Below are 12,250 nucleotides of genomic sequence, written 5' to 3'. Positions count from 1 at the left end.
TTGAACTGATACCTCAGTGTGATTAAGCGATCCTAAAGGCTGAGGCGAAAATCAACCTAAGGTATGTATGCCTCTGACGCCGCCGCCTAGCTGTCGTAGGCCAGCAGGGTGTCGATCGGGATGTCCAGATTGTCCCGGCCCTTGAGGAAGGTGAGCTCGATGATGCAGGCGGCCCCGGTGACGACCGCGCCCGCCGAACGCAGAAGCTGTGCGGCGGCATTCATGGTGCCGCCGGTCGCCAGAAGATCGTCCAGCAGGAACACCCGCTGCCCGGGCTCGACGGCATCAGACTGAATCTCGATGGTGTCGCTGCCATACTCGAGATCGTAGGTGTAGGGGATGGTCGCGCCCGGCAGCTTGCCCTTTTTGCGGACCATGACGAACCCCAGGTTCAACCTAAGCGCCAGCGGAGCGGCTACCAGGAAGCCTCGGGACTCGATTCCGGCCAGAACATCGGGCTGGTGCGTCTCAACGATCTCCGCAAGGCGCTCCACCGTGGCCTGCCAGGCGGCCGGGTGCGCCAGCAGCGGAGAGATATCGTAGAAGAGAATGCCGGGGGTCGGAAAGTCCGGAATCGGGCGAATGTGCTCTCTCAGATTCATGATGCTGCCTGCGGCCCCCTCTTGCTTCTTGCGCGACCTGTCAAAGTGGTCGATTGCCCCCGCGTGCCCGCGAACGCGGGCGCGCGCATCCTAATGTGCCAGCCGCGCCGAGACAACGCGCAGGACGCAATCCCAAGGCTTGGCGTTCCGGGCCCCAAGGCCTGGCGTGCCAGGCGGTGCTTGGCGCTCCGGGCAGCCCTGCGCCTGGCGCAATCCTTGGAGGCTTGCCCGCAACCGATCAGCGGTGTCAACTGTCGGCGCCGCATTTGCTTCGTTCCGCAGGTGAGTCCCGGACCATGAGCTACGTTTTCCCGCGCCACACCCAGGCGTCCTATCCGGTCGCCGTCTCCGGCGAAGGCCCTTATCTGATCGATGAAACGGGCCGCCGCTACCTCGATGCATCCGGGGGGGCCGCGGTTTCATGCCTGGGCCACGGCCACCCGGCGGTGGTGGAGGCTATCAAGGCGCAGGTCGACCGTCTCGCCTACGCCCACAGTGCCTTCTTCACCACCGAAGCCTCGGAAGCGCTGGCCGAGCATCTGATCTTGCGGGCGCCGGAAGGGCTGGGTCGGGTCTACTTCGTTTCCGGCGGATCGGAAGCCAACGAGACGGCGCTGAAGCTGGCGCGCCAGTTCCACGTGGAAAACGGCCAGCTCGGGCGGCACCGCTTCATTGCACGGCGCCAGAGCTATCACGGCAACACCCTGGGCGCCCTGGCGGTAGGAGGCAACGCCGCCCGCCGCGCCGCCTTTGACCCGCTGCTGATGCCTGCCAGTCACATCGCGCCCTGCTATGCCTATCGCCATCAGCGCCCGGAGGAGACGGCGGAGGCCTACGGAGAGCGGGCCGCCGGGGAACTGGAGGCCGAGATCCAACGGCTCGGTCCGGAGAGCGTCGCCGCCTTCATCGCCGAGCCGGTGGTCGGCGCGACGGCCGGCGTCGTGCCGCCGGTGCCCGGTTACTTCGCGCGCATCCGCGAGATCTGCGATCGCCACGGTGTGTTGCTGATCCTCGACGAGGTGATGTGCGGGATGGGGCGCACCGGCAGTCTCTACGCCTGCGAGCAGGACGGCATTGCCCCGGACATCCTGACCTGCGCAAAGGGCCTGGGCGGCGGCTACCAGCCGATCGGTGCGGTCCTTGCCGCGCAGCGCGTCTACGACACCATTGCCGCCGGCTCCGGCGCCTTCGAACATGGTTTCACCTACATCGGCCACGCCACGGCCTGCGCCGCTGCCCTGGCCGTTCAGCAGACCATAGAGGCTGAGGATCTCCTGGACAACGTGCGCCGCCAGGGCGCGGCCCTGCGCACGGCGCTGGAGGACCGCTTTGGAAACCACCACCATGTGGGCGACATCCGCGGCCGCGGCCTCTTCATCGGCCTGGAACTGGTCGCCGACCGCGCCAGCAAGGAGCCCTTCGACCCGACGCTCAAGCTGAGCGCCAGGATCAAGAAGCGGGCCATGGCCGAGGGGCTGGTCTGCTACCCCGGCGGCGGGACGGCGGACGGGCGTCGTGGCGACCACATACTGCTGGCGCCGCCGTTTATCGTCACGGCCGAACACCTGGAAGAACTGGTCGACAAGCTGGGCCGCGCCGTTGATGGCGCCCTCGACGAGACGCCGGCCGCGCAGACCGTGGGGCAGGCGTGAGCGTTTCCGCGGTTGCCGACTGGGCGCCGCTGATTCTGACCGTGGCGCCGAACGGCGCACGCAAGACCCGCAAGGATCACCCGGCGCTTCCCATTCGGCCCATGGAGATCGCCGAGACCGCGGCGGCGGCGCTCGAGGCCGGGGCGGCGATGATTCATCTGCACGTCCGCGATGCGGAGGAAAAGCACAGCCTGGACCCCGCGGCTTACCGCGATGCCATCGCCGCGGTGCGGGAGGCGGTCGGCGAGGCCCTGGTCATTCAGGTCACCAGCGAGGCTGTCGGGATCTACACCCCTGAACAGCAGATGGCCATGGTGCGCGCCCTGCAGCCGGAGGCGGTCAGCCTGGCGGTGCGCGAAATCGTTCCCGATGCGGCCGGCGAGGCTGAAGCAAGACCTTTTCTGGCCTGGCTGGCAGAGGCCGGTATCCTGCCGCAGTACATCCTCTACGACGCGGCGGACGTCACGCGCTTTGCCGCGCTGAGGGCTGCGGGCGTGATACCCGGCAGCCCGGCCTTCCTGCTTTTCGTTCTCGGTCGCTACACGCCGGGCCAGCGTTCGCAGCCGGCCGACCTGCTGCCTTTCATGGCCGCCAGGCAGGCGGCGCCTGAGATCGCCGACCTGCCCTGGGCGGTCTGTGCTTTCGGCCCCAAGGAGAATGCCTGTGTGACGACCGCCGCCGCTTTGGGCGGCCATGCGAGGGTTGGTTTTGAGAACAACCTCTACCGACCCGACGGCGCGCTGGCCGCAGACAACGCTGACCTGGTGGCCGCCGCGGCCGCGGCGGCGCGGATCATCGGTCGGCCATTGGCCGATGCCGACGCCGCGCGCCGCCTGATGCGGGGAGAGACTGTAGGCGGCTAGTTGGTCTTTGCGCCCTCGCCGTGCTTCATGCCGCCATGGTCCATGGATCCGTGGTCCATCTTCTCCATGCCGCCCATGCTGCCGACGCTCTGCACGTCCACGGTAACGGTGACGTCGCCAGCCTGTTCGAAGGTAAGCGTCAGGGGGAAGCTGTCGCCTTCCTTCAGCGGTGCGCTCAGGCCCATGAACATGACGTGAAAGCTGCCCGGCTTGAGCTCGGTCATGCCGGAGGTCGGAACCTCGATGGCTTCGACTTCGCGCATCTGCATCACACCGTCCGTGTTGATGTGATTATGCAGCTCGACGCGTTGGGACACCTCGGCGCTGGCGGAGACAAGGCGGTCGCCGGCAGCGCCGCTGTTGTGGATGGTCATATAGGCGGCGCCGTTCCTGGCCTGGCCGGGCGTGGCGCGGGCCCAGGGCTGGTCAACCATAAGATCGCCGACCTTGAAGTCCTTTGCATGGGCGGGCAGGGGGCCGCCGAGCAGGACGCTTGCGGCGATGATGGCGGCACAGATGGCATGGGCAGGCATCGAGAAGGCTGCGGTTTTCATGGGTCAGGTGTCTCCTGAAACAAGGGGGCCGGCATTCCGCCGGCAGCCCGGGCAGCGATGTCGCGGCCGGGCAGTGAGAACGAACTGTGCTGTAAGCCTGGAGAGGCGCGCTCAGGCGCGAATCGGCGGCGCTCTCGCCTGACAGTCGAACGCGATTGCCTGCCGGGGAGACACGAATCGCCCGGCCCCACCAAGCGCTGTTTCCGCGGGCGCATCGGGGGTCGAGGCCAGGCTGGCCGGGGCGACCAGCGACTGCTGCAGGAAGACGGTGCAGATCGGACAGTCGTGCCAGGTGCCGCTGCCGCTGCCATGCCCGCCTGGGGTGTCTTCGGCGCCGGGAGCAGTGCTGTGGTCCGCCTGCGTCCCTTGCGGCAGCTGGACGAGGACCACGCCTTCAGCTGTGCAAAGCTCGATGGTCAGCGGCGTTTCGTGGGGTCTGGCCTCTGCGGCGGACAGCAGGGCATCTGCCAGAAGCATCGCCAGGCCGTGGCCGCAGAGAGCAACGATGGCGAGAACGGCGGCGACACGGCGGAAAACCTGCGGTTTCCTCCGCTTAGCTGTGCCTTTCCGCCGCAGGTTGCCCTCCATAACCCGCGGAAGATAGGGCAGTTTTCCGGGCGAAGCCAGCGCCTGCCTTGCGACAGAGCGCCGCAAGTTGAATTCTACATCTGTTCTCTCGTAAATCGGATTGTACGCCCACAACAACGGGGTGGACATTGAGCAGCGGAACTGTGTTGAATAGGCCCATAAGAACGGTGAGCCAATCACCGGCCCATGGCACAGGGAACAGCGATTCTGCGACGCGCAGCGTTAAATCTTACGCCGCCGGGAGACTGCCGGCCGGACCGCGAAAGGTCCGGACGCGCGGCTCTGCGTCGTTTCTCAGAATTCGTTCCGAGCGTGCACCTGATTATCATATCGGGGGGAGAGCGGCCGGTCCGCCAAGGCGGGCCTGTCAGGCACTACTATCAACTCAGACCGAAAAGGTCGGGAGCGAAGAACTGATGAAGCATCTTACTCTGAAGTCCACCGTTCTGGGCGTGTCGGTGGCCGCCCTCCTGGCGGCGGCTCCGGCGGCTGTACAGGCGAACGAGAAGTTCGTCACCATCGGCACCGGCGGGCAGACCGGCGTCTACTATGTCGTCGGGCAGTCGATCTGCAAACTGGTCAACCGGGGCCAGAAGGACCACGGCATCAAATGCACGGCGCCTTCGACGGGTGGATCGGTTGCCAACCTGAACGCCATCGCCAACGGCGAACAGGACATGGGCGTCGCCCAGTCCGACTGGCAGTACCACGCCTACAACGGATCGGCGCCGGACAAGTTTCCGAACGGCGCGAACAAGGATCTGCGCGCTGTCTTCTCCGTGCATCCTGAGCCCTTCACCGTGGTGGCCAGGGCCGATTCCGGAATCAAGACCTTTGCCGATCTGAAGGGCAAGCGCGTCAATGTCGGCAATCCGGGTTCCGGCGCCCGCGGCACCATGGAAGTGGTGATGGACAAGCTCGGCTGGCAGATGAGCGACTTCAGGCTTGCGGCCGAGTTGAAGTCCGCGGAACAGGCGGCGGCGCTTTGCGACAACAAGATCGACGCCATCGTGTTCACGGTCGGCCACCCCAGCGGCACCATCAAGGAAGCCACCACCTCCTGTGAGTCGGTGATCGTGCCCGTGACGGGTCCGGAAATCGACTCTCTGGCCAACGACAACCCCTACTACGCCAAGGCCACGGTCGTCGGCGGGACCTACGACGGTACCGCCGATGACGTGCAGACCTTCGGCGTCGGCGCGACCTTCGTGTCTTCGACCAATGCGGACGAGGACACGATCTACCAGGTGGTCAAGGCGGTCTTCGATAACTTCGACCGCTTCAAGAGGCTGCACCCGGCCTTCGCCAACCTCAAAGAAGAGGACATGATCACCAACAACCTCTCGGCCCCGCTGCATCCGGGCGCGGAGCGGTACTACAAAGAACGCGGCTGGATGTAATCCGGCCTCGGGATGGGCGGCTTCGGCCGCCCATCCAGATTCCTGATACTTCAGGCAGAAAACTGCCCAAAAAGACCTGCGAAACTGCAGGCGCACCATTAGGGGACGAAAGCGGCACGGCCATCGGTGCGGCTTTGAAGAGCGGGGGACAGTTATGGCAGACCAACCGAGCAGTGGGCAGGTAACGGCTGCGCAGAGCGGCGCCGAGGGCACGCCGATGTCCGACGAGGACCTGCAGGACCTCGTTGCTTCTGCGGATACCGGCGGGCGGGCGCCCACGGGCTTTCCTCTGCATGTGATCCTCTGGACGGCCGCGATCTGGTCGCTGTTTCAGGTCTGGATCGCTTCGCCCTTGCCCTTTGTCGTGACCGAGTTGACCGGCCTTCCGGTGGTTCTGAACAACACCGAATCCCGCTCGATCCACCTGGGCTTTGCGATCTTCCTGGCGTTTCTCGCCTATCCGGCCATGAAGCGCTCGCCGCGCGCCTACATTCCCGTACAGGACTGGGTTCTGGCCCTGGTGGGGGCTTTCTGCGGCAGCTACCTGTTCTGGTTCTACGACGCGATTTCGCTGCGCCCGGCCAACCCCAATACGATGGACATCGTGGTGGCCTGCGTGGGCATGGTCATGCTGCTGGAGGCGACCCGCCGCGCGCTCGGTCCGCCGCTGACGGTGATCGCCTCGATTTTCCTGATCTACACGTTTTTTGGCCAGTACATGCCGGATCTCATCGCCCACAAGGGCGTCTCCCTGGCCGGTGTGGTCAATCATCAGTGGATCACCACGGAAGGCGTCTTCGGTGTCGCCCTTGGCGTGTCGACCGACTTCGTTTTCCTCTTCGTGCTGTTCGGTGCGCTGCTCGACAAGGCGGGGGCAGGCAACTACTTCATCAAGGTCGCCTTCTCATTGCTGGGGCACTATCGCGGCGGGCCCGCCAAGGCTGCCGTCGTCGCGTCCGCCATGACCGGTCTGATCTCCGGTTCTTCCATCGCCAACGTGGTGACCACGGGCACCTTCACCATCCCCATGATGAAGCGCGTCGGCTTCTCGCCGGAGAAGGCGGGGGCCGTCGAGGTCGCCTCTTCCGTGAACGGCCAGATCATGCCGCCGGTCATGGGCGCAGCCGCCTTCCTGATGGTCGAATACGTCGGCATTTCCTACTTCGAGGTGGTCAAGCACGCCTTCGTTCCGGCGCTGATCTCCTACATCGCGCTGGTCTACATCGTCCATCTGGAGGCGATGAAGGCGAACATGCAGGGCCTGCCCAGGGCTTCGGAGCCAACACCGCTGATGAAGTTCCTGATCATGACGGCCTTCGGTATCGCCCTGGTCTGCGGTCTTTCCTTCGCCGTTTACTACGGACTTGGCTGGATCAAGGGGGTGGCCGGCGATGCCTCCGGCTGGGTGATCGCAATTCTGCTGTCGGCGGTCTATGTCGCCATCGTCAGGTTCTGTTCGACCTACCCGGACCTGGAGCTTGACGATCCGAACTCGCCCATCGTGTCCCTGCCCAAGCCCGGACCGACGATCAAATCCGGCCTGCACTTCCTGCTGCCGGTGATCGTGCTGATCTGGTGCCTGATGGTCGAGCGTCTCTCGCCCGCCTTGTCGGCGTTCTGGGCGACGGCGTTCATGATGTTCATCGTCATCACACAGCGTCCGATCTTCGCCTTTTTCCGCAACGACTCCGCACTGGGGACATGGTTCGCACAGGGCGTTGCCGAGCTGACCGACGGCCTGGTGGCCGGCGCCCGCAACATGATCGGCATCGGCATCGCGACGGCGACCGCCGGTGTCATCGTCGGCTCGGTCTCGCAGACCGGCGTCGGGCTGGTGCTGGCTGACCTGGTGGAGATCCTGTCATTCGGCAACATCCTGCTGATTCTGCTCTGGACCGCCGTGCTCAGCCTGATCCTCGGCATGGGCCTGCCGACGACGGCCAACTACATCGTCGTGTCCGCGCTGCTGGCCCCGGTGATCGTGCAACTGGGCCAGGACGCCGGCCTGATCGTGCCGCTGATCGCGGTGCACCTCTTCGTCTTCTACTTCGGCATCATGGCCGACGTGACGCCGCCTGTGGGGCTGGCTTCCTTCGCCGCGGCGGCGGTTTCCGGGGGCGACCCGATCAAGACCGGCTTCGTCGCCTTTTTCTATTCCCTGCGCACGGCCCTGCTGCCGTTCCTCTTCATCTTCAATACCGACCTGCTGCTCATCAACGTCGGCTGGGCCGGCGGCATCGTCGTTTTCATCGTGGCGACAGCGGCGATGCTGATCTTCGCGGCGGCGACGCAGGGATTCTTCCTGGCCCGCAACCGGGCCTACGAGACCGTGCTGCTGCTGCTCATCGCCTTTACCCTCTTCCGGCCCGGCTTCTGGATGGACATGATCTCACCGCCGACGCAGGAGGTCGCGCCGGTCGAGATCATCGAGGTTGCCGACCGCATGCAGGCCGGTGACGTTCTGCGGCTCCGGGTCGATGGCCTCGATGCCGTGGGCAACCCGCGCAGCTTCGTGGCGCTGCTGCCGCTGGGCGAGGGCGAGACCGGAGAAGAACGTCTGCTGGCGGCGGGGCTGGAACTCTTCATCGACGGCGACGAGGTCGTGATCGACAATGCGGGCTTTGACACGGCTGCCGAGGCGGCGGGGCTGGAGTTCGATCAGAAGATCGTTGTCGTCGACAAGCCGCTCGACCAGCTGCCAAAGGAGCTGATGTATCTGCCGGCGCTGCTGCTGCTGGGTCTGATCATCGCCATGCAGCGCGGGCGTCGGCGCAAGCAGCTCGCAGAGGCCACCGCCTAGTCACCGTCAAAAGGGAACACGGGATTATGTTCAAGGACATTCTGCTGCCGGTCGATCTGGGCAATCGGGAAACCCAGCAAAAGGCCGTGACGGCGGCGGTCGAGATGGCCAAGGCGTTTCACGGCCGTCTTCACGTCATGACCATCGTGCCGGATTTCGGCATGAGCATCGTCAGCGGGTTCTTTCCGGCCAACTTCGAGGAACAGGCCCTGGAGGAGGCCAACAGCCAGCTCCATGCCTTCGTTCAAGAGGCCATTCCCGGCGACGTCGAGGTGCAGCATGTGGTCGCCCATGGCACCATCTACGAGGAGATCCTGCGCTTCGCCCGGGAGCATCCGGTGGACATGATCGTCATGGCCTCTCACCGGCCCGAGCTTCAGGACTATCTCCTGGGCCCCAACGCGGCCCGGGTGGTGCGTCACGCCAACTGCTCGGTCACCGTGGTGCGGGATTGACGCAAGGGAGACGCGGGCGCAGCCACGACGCTTTGGCTGGGGCTCTCATGCCCAAATCGTGATAAACCGTCAGTGGATCGGGCGGAGCGGACTTGGCTAAGCTCGTACCATGGCTGGCGGTCTTCCGATCCTCACCTCGAGACGGGTCCTGCTCGGCGGGATGACTGCGCTGGCGGCTCTTCCAGCGGCGGCCTTGGCAGGCACCGGTGGTTGGCGCGTGCCGGAGGTGATTGCGGTCCCCGCCGGGTCCTTTATCGCAGGGTCCGACCGGGCCGAACGGGAGGCCGCTTATCTGCTGGATGAGGCCGCCTATGGCCATCGCCGCACCCGGGAGGGCCGCTGGTACGAGGGGGAGCGCGACCGCGGAGCCGTCACCGTGCCGGGCTTTGCCATCACCCGCACGCCGATCACCAATCGTCTCTACGCCGCCTTTGTGGCCGCCAGCGGCCACCCGGCCCCCGATGTCGACCCCCGGACCTGGGCCGGCTACGGCCTGATCCACCCCTATGAGCGCACCCGGCGCCATGCCTGGCGCGGTGACCGGCCGCCGCCGGGGCGGGAGGACCACCCCGTGGTCCTGGTCTCTCACGGCGATGCCGAGGCCTTTGCCGCCTGGCTGAGCGCCGAGACCGGCCGTTCGTGGCGCCTGCCCGGCGTCCTCGAGTGGGAGAAGGCGGCCCGCGGCGACGATGGGCGGCGCTTTCCCTGGGGCGATGCCTGGGACCCGGCGCGCCTCAACAGCCACGACCAGGGGCCCTTCGATACGCTGCCGGTCGGCCGTTTTCCGGCAGGCGCCAGCCCCTACGGCCTGCTGGACGCGGCAGGCCAGGTCTTCGAGTGGACCGCCAGCCCGCAGGGCGAGGGGCGGTTTCTGGTCAAGGGCGGCTCCTGGGACGACAGCGGCTGCGGGGTCTGCCGCCCGGCAGCCCAGCACAGCCGGCCCCGGACGCTGAAGCACATACTCATCGGCTTTCGCCTGATCGTAGATTAAGGTTATCCTATTATGCAGGGTCCCCCTGGGCATCCCGGGCTTCACGGCGAAGTGATGCGCAGAGGTCTCGTATTGGCAGGCCGGGGTCAGTAGGTATCAGGAACGATGAGAAGCGAAGCACAGATCAAGGACAGCGCCCTCGACCACGACATCGCGCTGGAGCAGCTCTCCACCGAGGCCCTGGAGGTTATGGCCGAGGCCGGACGCGAAGTCGCGGAGGTCCATCGCATCCTTGCCAAGACCGGCGACAACATCGTCGGCGAACTGCTGAAGAACAACGGCACCTTCTACGAGTGGGACCACTATCCGCCGGGCGATGTCTACGACCACGAGACCCACGGCCAGTTCTACTATCACGCTCACGCGCCGGAGCAGCGCTTCGAGGGCGAGCATGGCCACTTCCACACCTTTGTACGGCCCAAGGGCATGCCGCCGGGGATCAAGCCCGCCCAGGTGCCCGGTTATGTCGCCCCGAAAGACCCCAATGACGCGCTCAGCCACCTGATCGCGATCTCCATGACGCCTGCGGGGCTGCCGTTCCGCATCTTTACGGTGAACCGCTGGGTGACGGGGGAGGTCTGGTACAGCGCGCCCGACGTTGCCGTTCTGCTGGATTACTTCAAGATCGACCACGCCCAGCCCTCCTGGCCGGTGAACCGCTGGGTCACCGCCATGGTCCAACTCTACAAACCGCAGATCATCGACCTTGTAGAGGCCCGCGACCGCAAGATCGCGCAGTGGCAGCAGCTCTATGCCGACCGCGACGTCTTTGAGGATCGGGATCTGGAGGTGACCTCCTACCTCGACATCGACCTGGACCGGCAGATCCAGTCCATCGCGAAGGTCCTGCTCGGCCGACAGTGACAGGCCCAGGGGCGGGCCCAGTGGCGAGCCCAGTGATGGGGCCAGGAACGCGGCAAGATAAACTCAATTATAGATTGAAATTCAAGGCATTTTGCCCAGGGGCGGTGCCGCCCGCCCCCTGCGCGCTCCGGCCGGCCGAGCTGCGCCAATGTTGGGAAATTTTAAGCATGAATTAACGCCAGCCACCCATACTGCTTAGGTGGGACTGCCGCCTATGGTCGAGTGGAGACCGCAGAGGAAGCTGCAGACCCGAGGCGAGTGAAGAAGCGGGCTGATCGAGAGACACATGACAGGACATCTTTCTCAGAGCGACGTTGCACGTCTGATGGCGGATCCTTCGCCGTCGGTGCGGGCGGAGACCACCTCCAAGATTGCGGCCCAGTACGACCGCAAGCACCCGCGCATGACCGACGCGGAGCGCAAGATCGCGGAAGAGATCTTCCGCAAGCTGGCCCAGGACGCGGAGACCCGCGTGCGCGAGGCCCTTGCCGCCAACCTGAAGACCACCGCCGATCTGCCCCATGACATCGCCTTGAGCCTGGCCCAGGATGTCGACAGCGTGGCGCTGCCGGTTCTGAAGTTCTCCGACGTTCTGACCGACGACGACCTGATCGCCATCGTGCGCGGCGAGGATGCAGAGGCCAAGCAGGTCGCCATCGCCCAGCGGCAGAACGTTTCCGGCGCCGTCGCCGACGCCCTGATCGACACCGGCAACGAGACTGCGGTGGCGCGGCTCGTGGCGAACGAAGGCGCGGAGCTCAGCGAAGACGCTCTGGGCCGTGTCATCAGCGACTACGACGAAAGCGCAGCGGTTTCGGACTCCCTGGCCAGGCGCTCCCAGCTGCCGGCCAGCATCTCCGAGCAGCTGGTTGCCGCCATGGCGGATAAGCTGCAGGACTATCTCGTCAGCAAACACAACCTCTCCAGCGATGCCGCCAGCAACCTGATCCTCCAGACGCGCGAGCGTGCGACGGTCAGTCTGTTGAGCCGCGGGTCCTCCGACGAAGAGCTGGAGGAGCTGGTCTTCCAGCTGCATGTGAACGGCCGTCTGACGGCCTCCTTGATCATGCGGGCACTCTGCGTGGGCGATCTCTCGTTCTTCGAGGCGGCCATGGCCCGCCTCGCAAACGTGCCGCTGAAGAACGCGCGGATGCTGATCCATGACGAGGGCGACCTCGGCCTGAGGTCCATCTACCAGAAAGCCAAGATGCCGCCGCGGCTGCTGGCCGCGGTCAACACCGCCGTCAACATTCTCGAAGAGGAGGACTACGACGGTGGTCGCAATGACCGCGAGCGCTTCGTCAGCCGGGTGATCGAGCGCCTGCTGACCCAGTTCGAAGACCCGTCCTCGACCATGACCCAGGACGATATCGATTACCTGATGTCCAAGCTGCACCAGCTGGCTGCCTGACCGGTAGCGACCTTTACCTCTGGCGTGACCAAGAAGAACGGCGCCGACCCGGCAGGGGTCGGCGCCGTTC

At 65.5% G+C, this 12,250-nt stretch carries 11 protein-coding genes; 8 read left to right on the top strand and 3 right to left on the bottom strand.

From position 1 onward, the window contains the following. Positions 1-86: 86 nt before the first annotated feature. The gene (locus tag ACO06P_RS06395; protein ID WP_420349172.1) at positions 87-602 is read right to left on the bottom strand and encodes an adenine phosphoribosyltransferase; all 516 of its coding nucleotides are present in this window, start codon (positions 600-602) and stop codon (positions 87-89) included. 296 nt (positions 603-898) lie between these two features. Between ACO06P_RS06395 and ACO06P_RS06390 the strand changes: the two genes are divergently transcribed. Then, a complete protein-coding gene (locus ACO06P_RS06390) occupies positions 899-2,254 on the top strand; it encodes an aspartate aminotransferase family protein (RefSeq protein WP_420349171.1) in 1,356 nt (451 codons plus the stop codon). Beyond that, positions 2,251-3,117: a 3-keto-5-aminohexanoate cleavage protein gene (locus ACO06P_RS06385; RefSeq protein WP_420349170.1), complete on the top strand. Its 867-nt coding sequence runs from the start codon at positions 2,251-2,253 to the stop codon at positions 3,115-3,117. The genes ACO06P_RS06390 and ACO06P_RS06385 overlap by 4 nt, the downstream gene beginning before the upstream one ends. On the opposite strand, the gene ACO06P_RS06380 is transcribed toward ACO06P_RS06385, so the two are convergent. Together ACO06P_RS06380 and ACO06P_RS06375 are read right to left on the bottom strand one after the other, a co-directional pair. Beyond that, complete coding sequence (locus tag ACO06P_RS06380; RefSeq protein ID WP_420349169.1) at positions 3,114-3,671, bottom strand: copper chaperone PCu(A)C; 558 nt, start codon at positions 3,669-3,671, stop codon at positions 3,114-3,116. The genes ACO06P_RS06385 and ACO06P_RS06380 overlap by 4 nt on opposite strands. Positions 3,672-3,782: 111 nt before the next feature. Next, on the bottom strand, positions 3,783-4,388 hold the full coding sequence (locus tag ACO06P_RS06375; RefSeq protein ID WP_420349168.1) for a DUF2946 family protein: 606 nt from the start codon (positions 4,386-4,388) through the stop codon (positions 3,783-3,785). Positions 4,389-4,675: 287 nt separating this feature from the next. Here ACO06P_RS06375 and ACO06P_RS06370 point away from each other — a divergent pair, with 287 nt between their 5' ends. The 6 genes from ACO06P_RS06370 (at position 4,676) to ACO06P_RS06345 (ending at position 12,180) form a co-directional block, all read left to right on the top strand. Continuing rightward, positions 4,676-5,659, top strand: coding sequence for a TAXI family TRAP transporter solute-binding subunit (locus ACO06P_RS06370; protein ID WP_420349167.1), 984 nt, complete (start codon positions 4,676-4,678; stop codon positions 5,657-5,659). A 154-nt stretch (positions 5,660-5,813) separates the two neighbouring features. Next, entirely contained in the window at positions 5,814-8,459 is a 2,646-nt protein-coding gene (locus tag ACO06P_RS06365) for a TRAP transporter permease (RefSeq protein WP_420349166.1), read from the top strand. Between the two features lie 26 nt (positions 8,460-8,485). Continuing rightward, positions 8,486-8,914, top strand: a complete 429-nt coding sequence (locus ACO06P_RS06360) for a universal stress protein (protein ID WP_420349165.1) — start codon at positions 8,486-8,488, stop codon at positions 8,912-8,914. A gap of 109 nt (positions 8,915-9,023) precedes the next feature. Beyond that, positions 9,024-9,905: a formylglycine-generating enzyme family protein gene (locus tag ACO06P_RS06355; protein WP_420349164.1), complete on the top strand. Its 882-nt coding sequence runs from the start codon at positions 9,024-9,026 to the stop codon at positions 9,903-9,905. Between the two features lie 105 nt (positions 9,906-10,010). Continuing rightward, positions 10,011-10,769 (top strand): DUF6969 family protein, encoded by a 759-nt coding sequence (locus ACO06P_RS06350; protein WP_420349163.1) that lies wholly within the window; start codon positions 10,011-10,013, stop codon positions 10,767-10,769. A 286-nt stretch (positions 10,770-11,055) separates the two neighbouring features. Beyond that, positions 11,056-12,180, top strand: a complete 1,125-nt coding sequence (locus ACO06P_RS06345) for a DUF2336 domain-containing protein (protein WP_420349162.1) — start codon at positions 11,056-11,058, stop codon at positions 12,178-12,180. Positions 12,181-12,250: the final 70 nt, after the last annotated feature.

Origin of the sequence: Pelagibius sp., assembly GCF_965227505.1 — a bacterium.
Taxonomy (GTDB): domain Bacteria; phylum Pseudomonadota; class Alphaproteobacteria; order Kiloniellales; family Kiloniellaceae; genus Pelagibius.
This window is presented reverse-complemented; position numbering and strand designations above follow the sequence as displayed.